At 60.3% G+C, this 20,068-nt stretch carries 19 protein-coding genes; 10 read left to right on the top strand and 9 right to left on the bottom strand.

The genetic code is table 11. The features are described from left to right. Positions 1 to 42: 42 nt before the first annotated feature. Positions 43 to 1,545 (bottom strand): nucleobase:cation symporter-2 family protein, encoded by a 1,503-nt coding sequence (locus BLL36_RS04795; protein ID WP_076950334.1) that lies wholly within the window; start codon positions 1,543 to 1,545, stop codon positions 43 to 45. A 157-nt stretch (positions 1,546 to 1,702) separates the two neighbouring features. Here BLL36_RS04795 and BLL36_RS04790 point away from each other — a divergent pair, with 157 nt between their 5' ends. Beyond that, positions 1,703 to 2,536 (top strand): nucleoside-binding protein, encoded by an 834-nt coding sequence (locus BLL36_RS04790; protein ID WP_076950333.1) that lies wholly within the window; start codon positions 1,703 to 1,705, stop codon positions 2,534 to 2,536. Between the two features lie 128 nt (positions 2,537 to 2,664). On the opposite strand, the gene punC is transcribed toward BLL36_RS04790, so the two are convergent. After that, positions 2,665 to 3,855, bottom strand: coding sequence for a purine nucleoside transporter PunC (gene punC / locus BLL36_RS04785; protein ID WP_076950332.1), 1,191 nt, complete (start codon positions 3,853 to 3,855; stop codon positions 2,665 to 2,667). 122 nt (positions 3,856 to 3,977) lie between these two features. Between punC and punR the strand changes: the two genes are divergently transcribed. Next, positions 3,978 to 4,892 carry a DNA-binding transcriptional activator PunR gene (gene punR, locus BLL36_RS04780; RefSeq protein WP_076950331.1) on the top strand — a complete coding sequence of 305 codons (915 nt, stop codon included), beginning with the start codon at positions 3,978 to 3,980 and terminating at the stop codon, positions 4,890 to 4,892. A gap of 135 nt (positions 4,893 to 5,027) precedes the next feature. Here punR and BLL36_RS04775 read toward each other — a convergent pair whose 3' ends face one another. Then, positions 5,028 to 6,197: an aspartate aminotransferase family protein gene (locus BLL36_RS04775; RefSeq protein WP_076950330.1), complete on the bottom strand. Its 1,170-nt coding sequence runs from the start codon at positions 6,195 to 6,197 to the stop codon at positions 5,028 to 5,030. 102 nt (positions 6,198 to 6,299) lie between these two features. Here BLL36_RS04775 and BLL36_RS04770 point away from each other — a divergent pair, with 102 nt between their 5' ends. Beyond that, positions 6,300 to 7,205, top strand: coding sequence for a LysR family transcriptional regulator (locus BLL36_RS04770; protein ID WP_076950329.1), 906 nt, complete (start codon positions 6,300 to 6,302; stop codon positions 7,203 to 7,205). On the opposite strand, the gene BLL36_RS04765 is transcribed toward BLL36_RS04770, so the two are convergent. After that, complete coding sequence (locus tag BLL36_RS04765) at positions 7,202 to 7,825, bottom strand: HAD family hydrolase (RefSeq protein ID WP_076950328.1); 624 nt, start codon at positions 7,823 to 7,825, stop codon at positions 7,202 to 7,204. The two genes, BLL36_RS04770 and BLL36_RS04765, sit on opposite strands and share 4 nt — an antisense overlap. Before the next feature lie 210 nt (positions 7,826 to 8,035). Here BLL36_RS04765 and BLL36_RS04760 point away from each other — a divergent pair, with 210 nt between their 5' ends. Then, on the top strand, positions 8,036 to 9,220 hold the full coding sequence (locus BLL36_RS04760; RefSeq protein WP_083735259.1) for an anthrax toxin-like adenylyl cyclase domain-containing protein: 1,185 nt from the start codon (positions 8,036 to 8,038) through the stop codon (positions 9,218 to 9,220). A 72-nt stretch (positions 9,221 to 9,292) separates the two neighbouring features. Here BLL36_RS04760 and fabV read toward each other — a convergent pair whose 3' ends face one another. After that, the gene (gene fabV / locus BLL36_RS04755) at positions 9,293 to 10,486 is read right to left on the bottom strand and encodes an enoyl-ACP reductase FabV (protein ID WP_076950327.1); all 1,194 of its coding nucleotides are present in this window, start codon (positions 10,484 to 10,486) and stop codon (positions 9,293 to 9,295) included. 309 nt (positions 10,487 to 10,795) lie between these two features. On the opposite strand from fabV, the gene BLL36_RS04750 reads away from it, so the two are divergent. The 4 genes from BLL36_RS04750 (at position 10,796) to BLL36_RS04735 (ending at position 13,966) form a co-directional block, all read left to right on the top strand. Further along, a complete protein-coding gene (locus BLL36_RS04750; RefSeq protein ID WP_076950326.1) occupies positions 10,796 to 11,620 on the top strand; it encodes an aspartyl/asparaginyl beta-hydroxylase domain-containing protein in 825 nt (274 codons plus the stop codon). Positions 11,621 to 11,770: 150 nt separating this feature from the next. Next, on the top strand, positions 11,771 to 13,144 hold the full coding sequence (ppnN, locus tag BLL36_RS04745) for a nucleotide 5'-monophosphate nucleosidase PpnN (RefSeq protein WP_076950325.1): 1,374 nt from the start codon (positions 11,771 to 11,773) through the stop codon (positions 13,142 to 13,144). A gap of 172 nt (positions 13,145 to 13,316) precedes the next feature. After that, entirely contained in the window at positions 13,317 to 13,574 is a 258-nt protein-coding gene (locus BLL36_RS04740) for an AbrB/MazE/SpoVT family DNA-binding domain-containing protein (RefSeq protein ID WP_076950324.1), read from the top strand. Further along, positions 13,571 to 13,966, top strand: coding sequence for a PIN domain-containing protein (locus BLL36_RS04735; RefSeq protein WP_076950323.1), 396 nt, complete (start codon positions 13,571 to 13,573; stop codon positions 13,964 to 13,966). The genes BLL36_RS04740 and BLL36_RS04735 overlap by 4 nt, the downstream gene beginning before the upstream one ends. 110 nt (positions 13,967 to 14,076) lie before the next feature. Here BLL36_RS04735 and BLL36_RS04730 read toward each other — a convergent pair whose 3' ends face one another. Together BLL36_RS04730 and BLL36_RS04725 are read right to left on the bottom strand one after the other, a co-directional pair. Beyond that, complete coding sequence (locus tag BLL36_RS04730; protein WP_076950322.1) at positions 14,077 to 14,406, bottom strand: YXWGXW repeat-containing protein; 330 nt, start codon at positions 14,404 to 14,406, stop codon at positions 14,077 to 14,079. 123 nt (positions 14,407 to 14,529) lie between these two features. Continuing rightward, positions 14,530 to 15,429: a DMT family transporter gene (locus BLL36_RS04725; protein ID WP_076950321.1), complete on the bottom strand. Its 900-nt coding sequence runs from the start codon at positions 15,427 to 15,429 to the stop codon at positions 14,530 to 14,532. A 97-nt stretch (positions 15,430 to 15,526) separates the two neighbouring features. Between BLL36_RS04725 and BLL36_RS04720 the strand changes: the two genes are divergently transcribed. After that, the gene (locus BLL36_RS04720) at positions 15,527 to 16,366 is read left to right on the top strand and encodes a LysR substrate-binding domain-containing protein (protein WP_076950320.1); all 840 of its coding nucleotides are present in this window, start codon (positions 15,527 to 15,529) and stop codon (positions 16,364 to 16,366) included. Here BLL36_RS04720 and BLL36_RS04715 read toward each other — a convergent pair. After that, positions 16,363 to 17,259, bottom strand: a complete 897-nt coding sequence (locus BLL36_RS04715; protein ID WP_076950319.1) for a LysR family transcriptional regulator — start codon at positions 17,257 to 17,259, stop codon at positions 16,363 to 16,365. The two genes, BLL36_RS04720 and BLL36_RS04715, sit on opposite strands and share 4 nt — an antisense overlap. Positions 17,260 to 17,358: 99 nt before the next feature. Here BLL36_RS04715 and BLL36_RS04710 point away from each other — a divergent pair, with 99 nt between their 5' ends. Then, positions 17,359 to 18,030 carry an NADPH-dependent F420 reductase gene (locus BLL36_RS04710; RefSeq protein WP_076950318.1) on the top strand — a complete coding sequence of 224 codons (672 nt, stop codon included), beginning with the start codon at positions 17,359 to 17,361 and terminating at the stop codon, positions 18,028 to 18,030. Positions 18,031 to 18,094: 64 nt separating this feature from the next. Here BLL36_RS04710 and mqo read toward each other — a convergent pair whose 3' ends face one another. Further along, positions 18,095 to 19,741 carry a malate dehydrogenase (quinone) gene (gene mqo, locus BLL36_RS04705; protein ID WP_076950317.1) on the bottom strand — a complete coding sequence of 549 codons (1,647 nt, stop codon included), beginning with the start codon at positions 19,739 to 19,741 and terminating at the stop codon, positions 18,095 to 18,097. Positions 19,742 to 20,068: the final 327 nt, after the last annotated feature.

Below are 20,068 nucleotides of genomic sequence, written 5' to 3'. Positions count from 1 at the left end.
ATCGCAGGCAAGCCAGCTCCCACAGTTAGACCCAGTGCAACTCTAGACCTCAGTGGTCTCAGGCTTGGATGTTTTCCTTGGCGCATCGGCCAGCAACGGAATCTCCTTGCCTTCGGCATCAAACAACTTGCCGCCCCTGAAGTAATCCCCATCACGCAGCGCCGCCACATCGTGGAAGCACAAACTGCGCTCCGTCCCGGCCACGAACACCGACTGCTGGTCCGAGTTGCCGGCGGTGAAGTGGTTGAACGCCAGGTTCAGCAGGATCGCCATGATCGCCGACGAACTGATCCCCGAGTGGAAGATGGTCGCGAACCAGCTCGGGAATTGATCATAGAAGCTCGGCGCGGCGATCGGGATCATGCCGAAACCAATGGAAGTGGCGACGATGATCAGGTTCATGTTGTTACGGTAATCCACCTTCGACAGCGTGCGGATACCGCTGGCGGCCACGGTGCCGAACAGCACGATCCCGGCGCCGCCCAGTACCGACGTGGGTACTGCCGCGATCACTCGCCCCATGAACGGCAACAAGCCGAGGATCACCAGGAACAGCCCGCCCGTGGCCACCACAAAGCGGCTCTTCACCCCGGTGACCGCCACCAGGCCGACGTTCTGCGCAAACGCGCTCTGCGTGAACGAACCGAAGATCGGCGCAAACATGCTCGACAGCATGTCGGCGCGCAGGCCATTCCCCAGGCGTTTGGAATCGACCTTGGTGTCGATGATTTCACCCACCGCCAGAATATCGGCCGAGGTCTCGACCAAGGTCACCATCACCACGATGCACATGGAAATGATCGCGGCCAGATGAAATGTGGGCATGCCGAAATGGAACGGGGCCGGGAAACCGAACATCGGCCCTTGGGTCACGCCGGAGAAGTCCGCCATGCCGAGGAACACCGCAATCAGCGTGCCGATCACCATCGCCAGCAGGATCGACAGGCGCGAGATGGTCGCGCTGCCGATCTTGCTCAGCAGCAGCACCAGCACCAGGGTCAACGCCGCCAGGCCGATATTGGACATACTGCCGAAATCCGCGGCGCGGCTGTTGCCGCCCATGGCCCAGCGCGCCGCGACCGGCATCAGGGTCAGGCCGATGGTGGTGATCACGATACCCGTCACCAGCGGTGGGAAGAACTTGGTAATTCGTGAAAACACCGGGGTTATCAGCAACCCGATGAACGACGCGGCCATCACCGCCCCGAGAATCGCCGGCACGCCGCCGGCGCCATCACTGCCGACAATCGCCACCATGGTTGCCACACCGGCAAACGACACGCCCTGCACCAGCGGCAACTGACAACCAAAGAACGGCAGGCCAAGGGTCTGCAACAGCGTGGCCAGGCCACCGGCAAACAACGACGCGGCGATCAGCAGGCCGATGTCCGCCGGCGACAACCCGGCCGCCTGACCGACGATCAACGGTACCGCGACGATGCCGCCGTACATGGTGAGTACATGTTGCAGGCCGTAAGCCATGTTGGCGGCGACGCCGAGATTCTCATCTTCTGGCCGCTGCGGTGACGCCTTCGGGTTAGTCATGGTGAGGGGTTCTCTGTTTTTGTTGTGCGGCCACTGTATGCAATGTTAGGACTGGATGTCCATAGAGTTGTATACAATCTATCGGACAAGATACCCTCCATCGGCGTTACAAAAACAATTCGGCCGTAATGAGCCAGAACGCCAAAGGACTAGAACAATGAAAAAGGCACTACAGGGAGCCACCGTTGCACTCACCTTGCTCGGCGGTGGGGAGGCCGTCGCGGTGGAGTGGATGAACAACAGCGTAGGTTTTCGCTACGGACAGCAGTTCACCAATCCGAATAACCCCGACGCATTCAGCAAGCGCATCTACAGCGTTACCCACGCCAGCGGCTACCGGTATGGCAGCAACTTCCTCAACCTCGATGTGTTTCTGTCCGACAGCCGCGACCCGCGCAAGGGCACTGACCGGGGCGGGAGCGAGGTCTACGCGGTGTATCGCCACCAGCTGTATGCATCGCGGGTGTTCGATGTGCCGCTGGGCAGCGGCCTGGTCAAGGATTACGCGCTCACCCTGGGGTTTGACGCCAACCGCAACAACAACTTCGCTTCAGCGAAAAAGCGCGCGCTGGTGATCGGCCCGACCTTGAAGTTCAATACCGTCGGCGTGCTGGACCTGAGCCTGATGTACTACAAGGAAAGGAACCACACCGGTATCCCTGGCGCGCAGGAGACGAACCACACCTTCGACGACACTTACATGCTCAACCTGACCTGGATGCGCCCGTTCGAAGTCGCCAACCATGCGGCGAAATTCCAGGGGTTTATCAACTACGTCGGGAAAAAAGGCGAGGACTACCACGGCCGCGATACCGCGCCGGAAGCGTTGATGCGCACGGCGCTGATGGTGGCGGTACGCCCGGGCAAAAGCGTGAAGCCGAACCTGTACCTGGGCGTGGGTTATGAGTACTGGCATAACAAGTTCGGCGTGGACGGCGGCCGGGGCAGCCGTACATCAACGCCGACGGTGAATATGGAAATCACCTTTTGATACCCCTGAAGAAATCTGGATAAAACTGTGGGAGCTGGCTTGCCTGCGATAGCATCACCTCGGTACTCCCGATACACCGAGGTGTCTGCATCGCAGGCAAGCCAGCTCCCACAGTCTTGAACGCATTGTCACTTTGGGGCTGTTGCCAGCTCCGGACTGCCGGTTTTGCGCCGCGCCAGCCAATAGCCGAACACAGCCACGGGTGCGGTTGCCAGCATCACGATCACGGTGATCAGCAGCGGCTGCTCGATCATCGACGACACCAGCAAGCTGCTGAGAAAGCACAGCCCCAGTTGCAACGTGTTCTGCAGCGCCGCCGCCTTGCCGGAATTTTCGGCAAAGGGCATCAGCGCATTCGCCACGACGATGGGGTAACTGGCACCGTTGACCAGCGCCATCAGGCAGAACGGAATCAGCAGGGTGGTCAGCGTCGGCACGCTCAAGGTCGCGACCAGGTACAACGCCAGCATGCTGATGCAGTACGCCAGCAGCAACCACGGCAGCAGCGTCTTGCCCTGGCAGTGCTGCAGGGCGCTTCGGCAACTGTAGCCGCCCACCAGGAACGCCAAGGTCGGCAGCACATAGCTCAGGCCGATGTCATTCGGGCTGTAGCCCATGTCGCCCAGGATGAAGGGCGAAGCGGTCAGCCAGGCGAAGAAACTGGCCGAGCACGCGGCGAAGATCATCACGTTGCCGGTGAACACGCGAGACGTCAGCAATTGTCCATAACCCAGGCGCGAAGGTTCGCCCTCCTCTGCCCGGCGTTTCGGCGGGGTGCGCAGGAAGGCTGTCGGCAGCAGCAACAGCAGCGATACCCCGAGCAAGACGCCGAAGATCGCCTGCCAGCCAAAGTGATTCAGCACCATGGCCCCCAACAACGGCGCCAGGGCCGGCGACAGCGACATCAGCGGCATGATGCCGGCAAACACGCGATGCGCCTTGTCGGCCGGGTAGCGGTCGATCACCAAGGCCTGCCAACTCACCGCGGCGGAACACACACCAATCGCCTGGACAAAACGCAATGCCAGCAGTTGCGGCGCGGTCTCGACCCAAAACATCCCCGCGCACCCCAGCACAAACAGACCAAGGCCGGCGAGCAGGATTGGCTTGCGTCCCAGGCGGTCGGACAACGGCCCCCACAACAATTGCCCGAGCGCAAAACCGGCGAGGAAAATACTCAAGCTGGCGCCCACCGCGCCGGCGCCAACCTGCAACTGTTCGCCCATGGCGCCGAACGCCGGCAAATACATGTCCATGGCGAGATAACCGAGCATGCTCAGCCCCGCCAGATACCAAGTGAAACCAAAAGAATTTTTCATTGAAGCCTTGTTAATCCTGCCATCAAACTATTTGCTGACTGGCGCCCATTATGAAGCTGACAGTTTTGCTGTGAAGCGATAATAATTGGACACTCCTATCAACAAATTTGAAGGCAGCCAGCATGTGGTCCGAATATTCCCTGGATGTGGTCGACGCCGTGGCGCGCCACGGCAGCTTCAGCGCCGCTGCCCAGGAGCTGCATCGCGTGCCGTCGGCCATCAGCTACACCGTGCGTCAGCTTGAAGAATGGCTGGCGGTGCCGCTGTTCGTGCGACGGCATCGTGACGTGGAGCTGACGCCTGCCGGCCGTCTATTCATCGACGAAGCCCGCGGCGTGATGAAAAAGATGCTCGGCACCCGGCGCCTGTGCCAGCAGGTGGCCAATGGCTGGAGTGGCCAGTTGAAGGTCGCGGTGGATTCTATCGTCAAACCTCAACGTTGCCGGCGGCTGGTGCTGGATTTCTATCGCCAGTTTCCCGAAGTCGAGCTGCTGCTGGAGTACGAGGTGTACAACGGCGTGTGGGATGCCTTGGCCGATGAACGCACCGACATCGTGATCGGCGCCACCAGCGCGGTGCCGGTGGCCAGCCGCTTTACCTTCCGCGACATGGGCTTGCTGAACTGGCTGTGCGTGGTCAGTGCGCGGCATCCGCTGGCCAGTGCCGAAGGGTTGCTGAGCGACGATCAACTGCGCCCCTTTGCCTCGCTGTGCATGACGGATACCTCGCGCAACCTGCCCAAGCGCGACACCTGGACCCTGGATAACCAGCGGCGGCTGGTGGTGCCGAATTGGGCGTCCGCGCTTGACTGCCTGCGTGACGGACTGTGTGTCGGCATGGCGCCGGCGCATCAGGTGTTGCCGTGGATCGAGCGCGGTGAGCTGGTGGCGCTGCAACTGTCGCGCCCCTTCCCGGCCAGCCCGTCGTGCGTGGCTTGGGCGCAGAGCAAGCTGTCGCCGGCCATGGCGTGGTTGCTGGAGTATCTGGGGGATACTGAAACCATGAACCAGGAGTGGTTGAATGGGGATGATCTCTAGCAGTCACGAATATCCCCCTGTGGGAGCGGGCTTGCCCGCGATGGCGGTGTATCAGTCGAGACATTGGCAAGCTGACACTGCGCTATCGCGGGCAAGTCGAATCGTCGCACCGCCGCTCCCACAGGGCATCGTATTTCAATCCAGTAGGCGGGTAATACCCCGCACGATCATCTCGACTTCATTGGCATCCAGGGTCAACGGCGGCAGCAGCCGAATGACCTTGCCCCGCGTCACGTTGATCAGCAGGGCGTGCTCCTGCGCGGCACGCTGGGCCAGGTCGCGGTAAGGGCTGGCCAGCTCGATCCCGATCATCAAGCCTTGGCCACGAATCGCCAGTACCTGAGGGTGCTCGCTCAACTCCACCCGCAACCGCGCGAGCAAACGCTCACCCTGTTGCGCGGCGTTCTGCAGCAAGCCTTGTTCTTCAATAATGTCCAGCACCGTGCAACCGACTCGGCAGGCCAGTGGGTTACCGCCAAAGGTGCTGCCGTGACTGCCCGGCGTGAACAACTGGGCCACCGCGGACCGCGCCAGGCAGGCGCCGATCGGTACACCATTGCCGAGGCCCTTGGCCAGGGTCATCACGTCCGGCACGATGCCTTCGTGCTGGAAGGCAAACCAGCTGCCGGTGCGACCGATGCCAGTCTGGATTTCATCGAGCATCATCAACCAGCCATGCCGCGTGCAGTGATCACGCAACGCTTTCAGGTAGCCCTGCGGTGCCGGCAACACGCCGCTTTCACCCTGGATCGGCTCCAGCAGAACCGCCGCGATGCGCGTGCCGAACGCCTTGGTCATTGCCTCTATCGCTGCCATATCACCAAAGGCGACCTTGAGAAAATCCCCCGGTAAGCGCTGGAAGCCCAAGCGCACCGATGGCCCATCGCTCGCGGCCATGGTACCGAGCGTGCGGCCGTGGAAGGCGTTTTCCATCACCACCACCAGCGGCGCCTCGATGCCTTTTTTCCAGCCATGCAACCGCGCCAGTTTCAGCGCGGTTTCGTTGGCTTCGGCGCCGGAATTATTGAAGAAGGCGCGATCCAGGCCAGACAGCCGGGCAAGGCGCTGGGCCAGCCGTTGTTGCCAGTCGATGCTGTAGAGGTTGGAGGTGTGCAGCAACAATCCAGCCTGTTCGCTGATCGCCGCCACCAGCCGGGGGTGGGAGTGACCGACATTGGTCACCGCCACGCCGGCCACCGCATCCAGGTATTCACGGCCTTGCTGGTCCCACAGGCGTGTGCCCAGGCCGCGGGTAAAACTCAGGGCCAAAGGTTGGTAAGTGGTCATCAGGCAGGCGGCGGTCATGGCAGAGGCTCCAGTGCTTCGTTGTGATGGCTGCAGTATCGTTAACCACCCGAGCTGGATAAACTCGGCATTCCTGCGATGACTTTAAATCAAGGCTTGATAATGGACCTGTTCCAGGCGATATCGGTGTACGTAAAGGTGGTCGAGACCGGCAGCATGACGGCGGCGTCACACGCGTGCGGCATGTCGACCACCATGGTCGGTAACCACCTGCGCGCACTGGAGCAGCGCCTGGGCGTCAGCCTGCTCAAGCGCACCACGCGCAAGCAGAGCCTCACGGAATTTGGCGGCCAGTATTACCAGCGTTGCCTGGAAGTGCTGGGGCTGGTGGCCGACTCCGAGCAATTGGCCGAACAGGCCAAGAGCGACGTGCCCAAAGGCACCCTTCGCATCACCGCGCCCCCGGTGTTCGGCACCGAACGCCTTACCCCGGCCTTGAGCGAATTTTCCCGGCGCTACCCGCTGATCAACCTGTACGTGGTGCTGAGCAACGAGCGCATGGACTTGGTCGACAGCGGCTTCGACGTGGCGATCCGGCTTGGCGAACTGGAAACGTCCAGCCTGATCGCCAGGCCAATGCAGGACTACACCCTCACACTCTGCGCCTCACCTGCCTACCTGGCGCGACGCGGCACGCCTTCAACGCCCGATGACCTGCAGCAACACGACTGCCTGGCGTTCGCCTACCCGGCGAATGACAACTGGCGCGACACTGAAAAACTGTGGCGCATGACCAGTGATGACGGCGAGCGGGAGGTGCAGGTCTGCGGCTCATTGACCATCAACAGCTCGCAAGGCTTGCGCCAGGCGGCGGTGAACGGCATGGGCATCATCATGCTGGCCGATGCCCTGGTGCAACCGGACCTGGAGAGCGGCAAGCTGGTGGCCTTGTTGACCCAGTATCGACTGCCCAGCCGCCCCATGCACCTGCTCTACGGCCAGGACCGTTATCGCCTGCCCAAGCTGCGCGCGTTCGTGGATTTCGCCATGGAGAAATGGGCGCGCTAGAAACCTACGCCCAGCTCACGCAAGCGCGCCGCCGTGCGCTGCGCCGACACATGGTGTATGCCCTGCCAACCGAGCGCCATGGCCGCTTCGATATTGCCGGCGACATCATCGATAAACACCACTTCTTCGGGCTGGATATCCGGCAGATGGGCACGCACCTGGCGCAGGCTCGCGTGATAAATCGCCGCATCAGGTTTGATGAGCTTCAACTCACCCGACACCACGATATCGCGAAAGCACCGCAGGAACGGGTAATTGGCCCGCGCATAGGGGAACGTCTCAGCCGACCAGTTGGTAAGCCCGAACAACGGCACGTCGGCCTGATGCAACGCCTCGAGAATCGCCACGCCGTCCGACAGCGGGCCAGGCAGCATCTCATGCCAGCGGTCGTAATAGGCCTGGATCAAATGCTCATGCTGCGGGTGCTGTTCGATGAGGCTGCGCGTGCCTTCAGCCAGGGAGCGACCGGCATCCTGCTCGGTGTTCCAGGCCTGGGTACAGATGTTATCGAGAAACCATTGCCGTTCGTGATCATCGGAAATCAGCTTGCGGTAAAGGTGGTGCGGGCTCCAGTCGAACAGGACACCACCGAAATCAAAAATAACTGCATGGATTGTCATGGGTTCCTCCGTTTGCGCAACATGGCGAAGGCAGTCTGGCATGCCTGCGGCCGATAGCAGTAGGCAGCGGGGGGTAGGACCGTTCTGAAAATTGCCCTCCCCAGCTACATCGGAGGGCGACATCCTTTAGTGTCAGCTTTGCACCACAAGGAGATCTGTACTGAAGGGAATCAGCCATCGCGGCCACAAACCTGACGTAGAGGCATTCCAATGAAAGACATGACTTCCCCCGTTACATTACCCTTCGTACCCAGCCTGGAGGCGTTGCAACCTAATCAGCCCCTCCAACAGACTGGCGTCGCGCAAGACACCGACAGGCTCCCGCACGCTCTGCTCGATCAGGTCAGAGGCAAAACCGGAATAGTCGCGAGCCACCTAGCCCCTTTGCAGGGCATAGCGGCAGCCACTAATTCCATCATTGGCATACGCCCGGTCGAATCCGTGGCCACGGGGCTGATAGCGGCCGGGCACCCCACCAAGGACTTTCATATAAAAGGCAAAAGTGCCAACTGGGGACCGCAGGCCGGCCTGATCTGTACAGATCAGGCCTTCAGCAAACTTGAACAGTTTGTGCAGAAAACACCGGAAAAAATCGCTAACGCCAACGCGCAGATCGTGGGTTGCCTCCAGGGCGGCCATGCGGTCCCGATTCCCCTGAAACTCTCCAAGAGTCGCATCGACGAACTGACGGCGCTCGGCCACATCACCCAACAGGCAGGCCGCGACGGCACCCTGCGATTAAACGCGCGCGGGCCCAGCCAACAGTCTTACACATTCGAAGCCCACCCCATCTCGCCCGGCAGCGATAGCTACCTCATCACCCATCAAGGCAAACCGCTTGAAGTGCTGGCGAAGCAGCCAGAGGGCAAAGCCTTGACCGCCGATTATGACCTGCACATGATCGCCCCTCACCTGAGTGACTTTGGCTCACAGGATAACCTCCCTGTACCCGATGTCGCCCACAGCGTGTTCAAGCAACGAATGGAGCGCTACAAGCAGGTTCCGGAAGAACTCAGCGCCGACTTTGCGAGCGCCGCTCGCTTCTACAGCAAGGAAGATCCCCACCTCGGCAATATCAGCCCACGCCTGAAGCAGATGATCGGCATCATCAATCAAAAGCTGGTCCGCGACGGAGAGCGGGTGGTCCATCACAGTGCGGACTCAGGCAACCCTGTGACGGATGTGGCCGCTAACTACCCGACAACTTTTTTCCTGCCGACAAAACTAGGCAGATTCGATGAAATCAGCATTATCAACAACAGCAGGGAAATGATGGAATTGATCAAGACCGCCAAGGATAGCGGCTATCACGTGCCGTTGAATCCACTCTGGGAGAAAGAAGTGGTCGAAGTCAGGCGGTCAGACTTCATCCGGGCAAGAAATCGTTTTGCTTAAATCAGCGTAAAAACAGACAGCGGCCTGGTAACCCTGTACCGAGGTCGCTGTCCGTCCTATCAATTACGCCAATTACGCCTGGACCAGACCGTTGATCTTGACGGTCGGGTTCACATCAGCCTCGTAGTCCACGCCATCGACCTCAAAGCCGAACAAACGCAGGAATTCAGCCTTGTAGCCGGCGAAATCGCTGATCTCGTTGACGTTGTCATCGGTGACCTGGTTCCACAGGGCAGCGACGGCGTCCTGGACCTTGGGTTCCAGCTCGGCCAGGTCGGCACGCAGGCGGCCGTCGGCGTCGAGTTTCGGCTGGGCGCCGTACAGGCTGTCCTTGAACAGGCCGTAGACCTGTTCGATGCAACCTTCGTGAGTGCCCTGCTCCTTCATCACTTTGAACAACAGCGAGAGGTACAGCGGCATGATCGGGATAGCCGAACTGGCCTGGGTCACCACCGCCTTGAGCACCGACACACGAGCGTCGCCCTTGAGTGCGGCAAGGTTGTCGCGCAGGGTCAGGACTTTCTTGTCGAGGTCTTTCTTGGCTTCGCCGATGGAGCCGTTCCAGTAGATATCCTGGGTCAGCTTTTCACCGAGGTAGGTGAACGCGGTGGTCTTGGCGCCTTCGGCCAGCACGTCGGCGTCACGCAGGGCGTCGATCCACAGCTGCCAGTCTTCGCCACCCATGACTTTCACGGTGCCGTCGATTTCTTCCTGGGTCGCGGGCTCAAGCGTGGTATCGACGACAACGCCTTTGTCGGTGTTGATACCGCGCAAGGTCACGGCCTTGCCGATCGGCTTGAGGGTGGAGGTATGCACTACGCCTTGCGGGTCGGTACGGCGCGGCGCGGCCAGGCTGTAGACGACCAGGTCGATCTTGCCCAGGTCTTTCTTGATGGTGTCGATGGTCAGGCGCTTGATCTCGTCGGAGAACGCGTCGCCGTTGATGCTCTTGGCGTACAGACCTTTTTCGACGGCAAACTTCTCGAACGCGGCGCTGTTGTACCAGCCGGCGGAGCTCAGCTTGCCTTCTTCGCCTTCTTTCTCAAAAAACACGCCCAGGGTGTCGGCGCCGCAGCCAAAGGCAGCACTGATGCGCGCGGCCAGGCCGTAGCCAGTGGAAGCGCCGAGGACCAGCACCTTTTTTGGGCCGCCTTCGATGGCGCCGTGCTCAGTCACGTAGTCGATCTGTTGCTTGACGTTCGCTTCACAGCCAACAGGGTGAGCGGTCACACAGATAAAGCCACGAACCCGCGGTTTGATGATCATAAAATTTCTGCCTCTTCCAAGGTGCCGAAGGCCAGTGGTGGCCATTCAACTTCAATCGTACCGGTCTATGACGTCCAAAAAACCGAAGCGTCACGATAGTCGCAAATCTAGCGATTACAAAATCCGATCCACGCTGTGCAACCGGCGTTGGAACCTGTGCAGCGCCTTCACAATTTCACGCTATTTAAAAACGCCTTTTCCAGCGGCTTACGCCTTATCATGACGTAGTTGTTTCAATATGTTTCAAAACCCACCACTCGCGGCCACGGATCCGGACCTGTCGAATGGCGTCCTGCTGGAGTGAGTTGCATGAACAAGCCTGCCTTGCGTAAAAAAGCGGTATCGGTCGCCTGGGTCTTCGGCGTGCTGCTGATCATTGATGTATTCCCCGAGACCACCCTGGTGTTTCTCGGCCTGGTCGTGGTCTGCGGGATCTACGACTTCCTGCGCAATGGCCTGTATGACGCGCCTACCATCAAGAAATACTTTATCGGCAGTGGCCGCAACACGTGGCTGCTGGCACCGTTCAATACCCTGTTCGACCTGCTGAGTTCGCGTAACCGCCACGTCTACACAATGCCCGACCTGCCGTTGGCCTGGCGTGAAGAACTGCAACGGGTGATCGATGAGGCCATGGCCCACAAGGACGAGATCATCGGCTACCTGGATGAGCGCATGGCCGAGAAAAAGCGCGGCATGTTGTTTTTCCAGTGGTATGGCAGGCCCATCGAAACCGCTCTGGACATTCCCAAATTGCGCGAAAAACTGCCATTCGTGAAGACGATCGGCGTATCGGTATTCAACGAAAACCGCTCGACCTCGTTTCACTTCGGCCCCCTGCGCATGATGTTCCGCGTGCTCTACAACATGGCCCCGGCGCCCCATCACGAAGGCGTCTACATCCAGGTCGGCACGCACAAGCATTACTGGCACGACGACCCGCTGTTTATCTTCGATGACACCTTGATGCATGCGTCTTTCAACAAGAATGACGCAAAGCGTTACTGCCTGTTTATCGACATCGTGCGACCGACCGCCCTGCCCTTGGTGCTCAATGCCGTGATCGCAGGGTTTGCCGGGATGGTCTTTACCCTGCGTCGGGTTTTCTACAAAAACTGGAAGCTGATTCAGTGAGTTCTGCGGCATGATGGCGCTGGACGGTATTTGCACTCGGCCTTGCGCCTGAGGTAAATATCCGTCTCGTGCGACCGAATTCGGCGCCCACTCTTCTCAAGCCATCGCGGCCCCTTGCGGGTGCGGTGGCTGCGCTTTCAAGGAACCGGAATGCCCCAACGTCAAGTCATCAATGCCTCCGTCAGCCCCAAGGGCAGCCTCGAAACCCTGTCCCAACGTGAAGTCCAGCAACTGAGCGAAGCCGGTAGCGGCAGCATCTACACCCTGTTTCGGCAGTGCGCCCTGGCGATCCTCAATACTGGCGCACACATCGATAACGCCAAGACCATCCTGGATGCCTACAAGGATTTTGAAGTACGTATCCACCAGCAGGACCGAGGCGTGCGCCTGGAACTGCTGAACGCCCCGGCCGATGCCTTCGTCGATGGCGAGATGATCGCCAGCACCCGCGAGATGCTGTTCAGCGCCCTGCGCGACATCGTCTACACCGAGAACGAGCTGGACAGCCAGCGCATCGACCTGAGCAATTCCCAGGGCATCACCGACTATGTCTTCCACTTGCTGCGCAACGCCCGCACGCTGCGCCCGGGTGTGGAGCCGAAGATCGTGGTGTGCTGGGGCGGGCACTCGATCAATACCGAGGAGTACAAATACACCAAGAAAGTCGGCCACGAACTGGGCCTGCGCAGCCTCGACGTGTGCACTGGCTGCGGCCCAGGCGTGATGAAAGGTCCGATGAAAGGCGCGACCATTTCCCACGCCAAGCAACGCATTACCGGCGGGCGCTACCTGGGGCTGACGGAGCCGGGCATCATCGCCGCCGAAGCGCCGAACCCGATCGTCAACGAACTGGTGATTCTGCCGGACATCGAAAAACGCCTGGAAGCCTTCGTGCGTGTAGGCCACGGCATCATCATCTTCCCGGGGGGCGCCGGCACGGCCGAAGAATTCCTGTACTTGCTCGGCATCCTGATGCACCCGGACAACCGCGACCTGCCGTTCCCGGTCATACTCACCGGGCCGAAAGACGCAGCGCCGTACCTGCAGCAACTGCACGCCTTCGTCGGCGCGACACTGGGCGCGGCCGCGCAGGCGCACTACCAGATCATCATCGACGACCCGGCCGAAGTGGCGCGCCAGATGACCGCCGGCCTCAAGGCCGTGAAGCAGTTCCGCCGCGAGCGCAACGACGCTTTCCACTTCAACTGGCTGCTGAAGATCGACGAAGGCTTCCAGCGCCCGTTCGACCCGACCCACGAGAATATGGCCGGTTTGCAACTGAGCCACGCGCTGCCGCCCCATGAACTGGCGGCCAACCTGCGCCGTGCGTTCTCCGGGATCGTGGCGGGTAACGTGAAGGACAAGGGTATCCGCCTGATCGAGGAAAACGGCCCGTACGAGATTCACGGCGACCCGGCGATCATGCAACCGCTGGATGAACTGCTCAAAGCGTTTGTCGCCCAGCACCGCATGAAACTGCCAGGCGGCGCGGCGTATGTGCCGTGCTATCGCGTAGTGCAGTAAGCCAGCGGCGGTCGGTCATAGTTTGTATCTGTTTGGCGCGTGGCCGAGGGTGTGAGGATCAGAAAACCGGTCTAGGGTTTTCACTGTTCCCCTCACCCACCTCTGCGAGCAATCTATGGACCAACGGATATTGTCCTCTGTCATTCCTTACCCTAAGGTAAGGAATATCACGATGGAGATCTTCACTATGGCAACCGCCACACTCACTTCAAAAGGACAAATCACCATCCCTGTCCAGGTCCGGACCGCCCTGGGCCTGGAAACAGGCGATCGGGTGGAATTTGTCGAAATGGAAGACGGCAAGTTTTCCATCATTGCCGCGAGCAAAACCGTCAGGGACCTCAAGGGGCTCATCCGCAAGCCGGCCAAGGCCGTGTCCATAGAAGACATGAATAGCGCCATCGCGGCCCAGGGAGCCAAAGCGGGATGATCGGCCTGGATACCAACGTGCTGGTGCGCTATGTGACCCAGGATGATCCTGCTCAATCAGCCAAGGCGTCCCAACTGATCGAATCACTCACCGCCGCGTCACCGGGTTTTGTCAGCCTGGTGACCATTGTGGAACTGGTGTGGGTGCTGCAATCCTGCTACCAAACGGCCAAGAGCGACGTGGTGATGGTACTGGAAACCCTGTTGCACACGCGCGAACTGACCGTGGAGCATGCCGATCTCATCTGGCAGGCACTGCGCAAGTTCATCGCGAGCAAGGCTGATTTTGCCGACTGCCTGATCGAGCGCTGTGCCCATGCGGCCGGCTGCGACTACACCGCGACCTTCGATGGCAATGCGGCCAAGACAGCGGGCATGAAACGGCTGGCTTGAGGCCTACGGATACGCCGCTGCTCCAGAGGATTTGGGCACCGATCAGCACGGTGCCCTACTGTCGGATGACGTTCGGCTTGCAGACACGCAAAGACCTATCCGGCCAAGGCTCAGCGAATCCAGCCGCCCACCTGCCAATGGTACCCGTCACTGTGTTGCACCCAGTGCGGATGGACATAGCGATAACCCTCGCGCACCGGCTCCCAATGTCCGTGAACCGCCACATAACGCCCGCCTTCCCAGCGCCAATAACCGCGTGACCACACATAACCGTAGCGTGGCGCCGGCTCGACCTCGATCACTTGCACCGGCGGCGGTTGCGGCGCGACAACCTCGACGTATTCACGTTGCACCGGCCTGCGCTCGTGCACGACGCGCTCTTGTACACAACCGGATGCTGCGACGACCATGGCCGCCAATGCCGCATAACGTAGCAACATACAAAACCCTCGGGCGCTGACGCCCACTGCTGTAAAAAAGCCCCCTTGTTGCAGCCGCGCTCCTGCGTGGCCCTGGGTTCTTTTTAACAGGTGGTGTCTGTCTGCTTGCTGAACCTGCGGGCCTCAAGAGGTACACGCGACGGTCGGTCGCTTGCAGCGCACCAGCAGCAACCCGGCGCCCACCACGGCCATACCGGCGTAGGTCGATGCCTGGATCACGTCGCCAAACATCAACGCCGCCCATACGAGGGTGACGGGCGGTTCCAGGTAGACCAACGCCGCCACATGGGTTGCGGTCATGACTCGCAGCAACATCCACAGGCTCAAGTAGGCGACAAAGGTGGAAAACACCGTCAACCAGACAATCGAGACCAGCACCTCGGGTTCATGGGGAATGCTCAACGTATCGGTGTAGAGCACGGCGCCGGTGAAGCCGATCAAGGTCAGCAACGACTGGATGAACAGCGGCAGTACCAGGCCCGCATCGTGGCGCTGTACGCTGCGGCGCTCATACAATGTCGCCAGGGTCAGCCCCAGGGCGGCCACCAGTGGCAACAGGTACATCACCAGGCTCACACCCTGGCCCCCGCTGCCGTATTGGCCGGCAATAACAATCGAGACCCCGGCGAAGCTGATCATCAGGCCCACCCACTGCCAGCCGCCGCTGCGCTCGGCGGCGTTTCCCGTCGAGAGCGCGGCCGTCATCAATGGCTGCAGCGCAGCGATAATCGCGGCGATGCCGGGCGGCAGGCCATTTTGGATCGCTACGTAGAGGCAACTCAAATAAAGGAACTGCGACAGGAAACCGATAATGGCGTAATGGCGGATCTGCGCCCATGAAACCTTCAGCAGCCTGGCATTCAAGTACAGGCACAGGCACACCGAGACCAACAGGAACCGCCAGAACAGCAGGTTGAATGCACCGCTGCCTTGGGTACCCAACTTTGCGCCGATGTAGCCTGAACTCCACGACAACACAAACGCTGCTTGCACTGCCAAGAGTCCCAGGGTTGATCGCTTCATGACGCCTCCTGCCTTGTAGGTTGACGTCAAGGCTAAGGGGCACACATGATTCTGTATATTTGAATAAGCTGCATAAGCAATCCGGAAAAATGGAACCATGGCTAAACAGCTGAATATCGATTTGTTGCGCACCTTTCATGCCGTGGCGCGCTTTCAGCGCTTCAATGAAGCGGCCGACTATGTGCACCGCAGCGCGTCTACCGTGACCACGCATATCCAGAAGCTGGAGGATCAGATCGGGCAACGCCTGTTCAGCCGCAGCAACCAGGGCGTGGAACTGACGCTGTACGGCAAGAAGCTGCTGGGCGAAACCACCGAGTTTCTCAAGAGCCACGACCGCCTGCTGATTTCACTGATGCCGCAACGCATGGAAGGCAAGATCCGCCTGGGGATTCCCGACACCTATGCGCCCGCCTTCATCCAGCAGTTTTTGCCCAGGTTGATTGCCGACAATCCGTTGCTGGAGTTGGAAGTTGAAGCGCGCACCAGCGGTGAATTGCTGAATCTGTTTATGGCAAACCAGTTGGACCTGACAATCACAGTCAGCACACAGCCGCTGGCACAAGGCGAGCGACTGGGGTTTGTGCAACCGCTGTGGGTCGCAGCCGAGCACTTCAGCTCTCCACCGAATACGCCGCTTCCCGTCACCTTGCCCATCACCGGTTGCCCGTACCGCGCAGCGGCCTTGCAGGCGTTGAAGGATCACGGCATTTATCACCGGGTGCTGCTGGAAAGCCCCAATACCTTCGCGGTGGAAGCCTGTGTGCGCAGCGGTGTGGCGGTGGGCCTGATGGAGCACAGCCGCATGGGCGAGGGGTTGGTAGAAATGAAAGACCTGCCGCCGCTGCCGGCGCAGCATCTGTACCTGCTGTGCGATAGCGGCAATGCACTCGCGCTGCATTTGTATGAACAGGTAAGAGACGGCTTTTACGTTTAAGCCGGGCCGAAACGCTGCAACACAGCTTCGACAAAGCGTCGTAGTTTGGCCGTGCGCTGCCGATTCGCGGTGTAGACCAAATGCATCGATCGACTTGGCGCGTCAAACCCCGGCAGCACGCGCACCAACTCGCCCTTGTACAATGCGGTGCGCAAGAAGTCCTCCGGGCCGAGCACGATACCGAACCCATCCAGAGCGGCCGACATCAACGCCCTGCTTTCGTTGACCTGTAATCGGCTGCTCACTTGAACCTTGTGTGGGACCGCGCCTTCATAGAGCACCCATTCGCTGTCCGCCGGGCGCGACCAGAAGGCGTAGCCCAGGCATTCGTGATGCTCAAGGTCTGCGGGCAAAGATGGCGTGCCCCTGGCCTCCAGATATGCCGGCGAAGCACAGACAACCAGGCGATACGGCGCCAGCGGACGCGCGGTCAAGCCCGTGGTCGCCAGGGGGCCGATGCGAAAAGCGGCTTCATACCCTTCCTCTACCAGGTCCACAAAACGATCCGTCAGGTGCAGATCGATCTGTACATCTGGGTTGTCACGCAGAAAACTGGTAACCAAAGGCATCAGGCTATAGGAGCCGAAGGTTACCGGAGCCGTGATTTTCAACTTGCCGCGCGGGGTGTCATTCATGATCTGTGCAAAGGAGTCGGCGGCTTCGGCTTCCGTCAGGATGTGCTTGCACCGCTCGTAGTAAGCGCTGCCCAACTCTGTAAGGCTTTGCTTTCGTGTAGTGCGGTTGAGCAGGCGCGCGCCCAGGCGCTGTTCCAATGCGGATACATGTTTGGCCACCATCTGTGGCGACAGGTTCAGCCGCTCGGCAGCACGCGCGTAGGAACCCAGTTCAGCGGCCACCACAAAGGCATTCATACTTGATAAACGGTCCATCATTCCCCACTCCCAGTAACAACAGCCAATGTATTATCGCCATTTATCACCTCTTGGTTGCCAATCATCATAGCCACTTCCTACTTTTCCTGGAGCAAGCACATGAAGATTGGCGTAATTGGAGCAGGTTTTATAGGGCGTGCCGTGGCCCAGTTGGCCCTTGCCGCCGGGCATGAAGTGATGCTGAGCAACTCCCGTGGCCCACAGACCATGAGCAGCGTGGTGAGCGGCATACTCGGCGTGCAGGTGGGCAGCGCAGACGATGCAGCACAATTCGGTGATGTGGCGCTCGTGGCCATTCCTTTGGAGCACTACCGCAGCGTGCCCGCGAAGTGGCTGAAGGGAAAGACAGTGATGGACGCCAACAATTACTATCCCGACCGCGATGGACGTATTGAGGCGCTGGACCGATTTGAAACCACGACCAGCCGGTTGCTTGCCGACCATTTACCGCACTCCCACGTGGTGAAAGTGTTCAACGCGATCTTCGCCCCGGACCTGGCTCAAGATGCCCGCCCTCACGGCGCGCCCGACCGCCGCGCGCTTCCAGTGGCAGCGGACGATGCGGCGGCAAAGGCGAGCGTGATCAAGTTGCTCGATGAGCTGGGGTTCGATGCCGTGGACGCAGGCGGGCTCGATGAAAGCTGGCGGTTCGAGCGGGCCAAGCCTGCGTACTGCGTCCCGCTCGATCAGGCTGGCTTGAAGGTGGCACTGGCGGCGGCCGAGCGCACGGTTGAGTTGCCTCCTGTTGAGCGAACCCAGCGCCGCGGCTGAGCCCACGCACATAAAAAAGCCCGCTGACCGTCACCGGTTCAGCGGGCTTTTTACTGCGTGTTGCTTACAGCGCCAGGTCAGACGCCGGCTTGCTCGGCGCAGCCGCAGGCTTGGCAGCCTCGGTCGCCTTTGGAGCGCCCAGTTGCGGGATCGCAGGCGGCGGCGTCAGTTGCAGCACACCGGCGGTGTAGGCCCATTCCTTGGCAACAGCTTCAGGGCTGTCGTTCAGCTTGGTGCCGTAGCTCGGTACGATCTGGTGCAGTTTTGCCTGCCACTCAGGGCTCGCGACCTTGTCCTTGAACACTTTCTGCAGCACGGTCAGCATGATCGGAGCCGCAGTGGACGCGCCTGGCGATGCGCCCAACAGGCCTGCAATGGAGTTGTCGGCGGAGCTGACCACTTCGGTACCGAGTTTCAGGACGCCGCCCTGCTCTTCGTCACGCTTGATGATCTGCACGCGCTGGCCGGCTTGCCACAGGCGCCAGTCCGATTGCTTGGCGTTCGGGAAGTACTCTTGCAGCGCCTTGAAGCGGTCGTCATCCGACAGCATCAGTTGGCCGGCAAGGTACTCGACCAGCGGGTATTCACGAATACCGACCTTGGTCATTGGCCAGATGTTGTGGGTGGTGGTGCTGGTCAGCAGGTCCAGGTACGAGCCTTCCTTGAGGAACTTGGTGGAGAAGGTCGCGAATGGGCCAAACAGGATCACGCGCTTGCCATCCAGCACGCGGGTGTCCAAGTGCGGAACCGACATCGGCGGCGAACCCACCGAAGCCTTGCCGTAGGCCTTGGCCAGGTGTTGCTCGGCGATGGTCGGGTTATCGGTCACCAGGAACGAACCGCCCACAGGGAAGCCGGCGTATTCCTTGGCTTCAGGGATACCGGACTTCTGCAGCAGGTGCAGGGCGCCGCCGCCGGCGCCGATGAACACGAACTTGGCGTCGGTTTCAGTCTTGGTGCCGTCTTTGAGGTTCTTGTAGCTGACACGCCACGAACCGTCGTCGTTGCGGGTTATGTCCTGCACTTCGCTCGACAGCTTCAGGTCGAACTTCGGTGTGGTTTGCAGGTGAGCGACGAACTGGCGGGTGATCTCGCCAAAGTTCACGTCGGTGCCGATCGGGGTCCAGGTGGCCGCGATTTTCTGGTTCGGGTCACGCCCTTCCATCATCAGCGGAACCCACTTGGCGATCTGCGCCGGGTCTTCGGAATACTGCATGCCGGCGAACAGCGGGCTCGCTTGCAGGGCTTCGTAGCGCTTTTTCAGGAACTTGATGTTGTCATCGCCCCACACAAAGCTCATGTGCGGTGTGGAGTTGATGAACGAACGCGGGTTCTTCAGCACGCCCTGCTGGACCTGCCAGGACCAGAACTGACGGGAGATCTGGAACGCTTCGTTGATCTCGACCGCCTTGGGGATCTCAACGTTGCCGTTCTTGTCTTCCGGGGTGTAATTCAGCTCAGCCAGGGCCGAGTGACCGGTACCGGCGTTGTTCCAGCCGTTGGAGCTCTCTTCGGCCACGCCGTCGAGGCGCTCGACCATTTCCATCGACCAGCCCGGCTCCAGCTCGTTGAGCCAGACGCCCAGGGTCGCGCTCATGATGCCGCCGCCGATCAGCAGCACATCGACTTTCTTTGCCTCTTCCGCGTGAACGGACGTGATCCCCATCGACAAAGCCAGCCCCAGCAGGGCAGTGTTTACTTTCTTAAACATCAGTAGCACCTATGATAAAACGCCATCCGCCCTAGCGCCCCTGAGTGTTCAAGGCCGCGGGGTGGGCACACAAGACCGACGTATCGACCTCACTTTTATGTCCCTTCTGCGCTGACTTCTTATCATTATTGGCTTCAGCTACCTGGGCGGCAGCCACTCGCGGGGGCGTATACGGATGTACGCACCCGGGGAGGCCGGTCCAGGACGGCGCGCAGAATATCACGGCAAACGGCGTTTATGCGTCGTTTGGCCAATTGACAGCGCTAAATCGCGGCTTTTAACCCGCTGCTGTCAAGGCCGGCAGGCGCGACGTGGGGTCACAGGCCT

This window comes from Pseudomonas cedrina subsp. cedrina (assembly GCF_001983175.1).
Lineage (GTDB): Bacteria > Pseudomonadota > Gammaproteobacteria > Pseudomonadales > Pseudomonadaceae > Aquipseudomonas > Aquipseudomonas cedrina.
The sequence above is the reverse complement of the archived record's forward strand: the minus strand, read 5'-3'. Positions and strand labels throughout refer to the sequence as shown.

What these genes read in the sequence shown, in the direction of transcription:
- BLL36_RS04795 (WP_076950334.1), bottom strand. Translation starts at nt 1,545, where the DNA reads ATGACTAACCCGAAGGCGTCACCGCAGCGGCCAGAAGATGAGAATCTC.
- BLL36_RS04790 (WP_076950333.1), top strand. Translation starts at nt 1,703, where the DNA reads ATGAAAAAGGCACTACAGGGAGCCACCGTTGCACTCACCTTGCTCGGC.
- punC (WP_076950332.1), bottom strand. Translation starts at nt 3,855, where the DNA reads ATGAAAAATTCTTTTGGTTTCACTTGGTATCTGGCGGGGCTGAGCATG.
- punR (WP_076950331.1), top strand. Translation starts at nt 3,978, where the DNA reads ATGTGGTCCGAATATTCCCTGGATGTGGTCGACGCCGTGGCGCGCCAC.
- BLL36_RS04775 (WP_076950330.1), bottom strand. Translation starts at nt 6,197, where the DNA reads ATGACCGCCGCCTGCCTGATGACCACTTACCAACCTTTGGCCCTGAGT.
- BLL36_RS04770 (WP_076950329.1), top strand. Translation starts at nt 6,300, where the DNA reads ATGGACCTGTTCCAGGCGATATCGGTGTACGTAAAGGTGGTCGAGACC.
- BLL36_RS04765 (WP_076950328.1), bottom strand. Translation starts at nt 7,825, where the DNA reads ATGACAATCCATGCAGTTATTTTTGATTTCGGTGGTGTCCTGTTCGAC.
- BLL36_RS04760 (WP_083735259.1), top strand. Translation starts at nt 8,036, where the DNA reads ATGAAAGACATGACTTCCCCCGTTACATTACCCTTCGTACCCAGCCTG.
- fabV (WP_076950327.1), bottom strand. Translation starts at nt 10,486, where the DNA reads ATGATCATCAAACCGCGGGTTCGTGGCTTTATCTGTGTGACCGCTCAC.
- BLL36_RS04750 (WP_076950326.1), top strand. Translation starts at nt 10,796, where the DNA reads ATGAACAAGCCTGCCTTGCGTAAAAAAGCGGTATCGGTCGCCTGGGTC.
- ppnN (WP_076950325.1), top strand. Translation starts at nt 11,771, where the DNA reads ATGCCCCAACGTCAAGTCATCAATGCCTCCGTCAGCCCCAAGGGCAGC.
- BLL36_RS04740 (WP_076950324.1), top strand. Translation starts at nt 13,317, where the DNA reads ATGGAGATCTTCACTATGGCAACCGCCACACTCACTTCAAAAGGACAA.
- BLL36_RS04735 (WP_076950323.1), top strand. Translation starts at nt 13,571, where the DNA reads ATGATCGGCCTGGATACCAACGTGCTGGTGCGCTATGTGACCCAGGAT.
- BLL36_RS04730 (WP_076950322.1), bottom strand. Translation starts at nt 14,406, where the DNA reads ATGTTGCTACGTTATGCGGCATTGGCGGCCATGGTCGTCGCAGCATCC.
- BLL36_RS04725 (WP_076950321.1), bottom strand. Translation starts at nt 15,429, where the DNA reads ATGAAGCGATCAACCCTGGGACTCTTGGCAGTGCAAGCAGCGTTTGTG.
- BLL36_RS04720 (WP_076950320.1), top strand. Translation starts at nt 15,527, where the DNA reads ATGGCTAAACAGCTGAATATCGATTTGTTGCGCACCTTTCATGCCGTG.
- BLL36_RS04715 (WP_076950319.1), bottom strand. Translation starts at nt 17,259, where the DNA reads ATGATGGACCGTTTATCAAGTATGAATGCCTTTGTGGTGGCCGCTGAA.
- BLL36_RS04710 (WP_076950318.1), top strand. Translation starts at nt 17,359, where the DNA reads ATGAAGATTGGCGTAATTGGAGCAGGTTTTATAGGGCGTGCCGTGGCC.
- mqo (WP_076950317.1), bottom strand. Translation starts at nt 19,741, where the DNA reads ATGTTTAAGAAAGTAAACACTGCCCTGCTGGGGCTGGCTTTGTCGATG.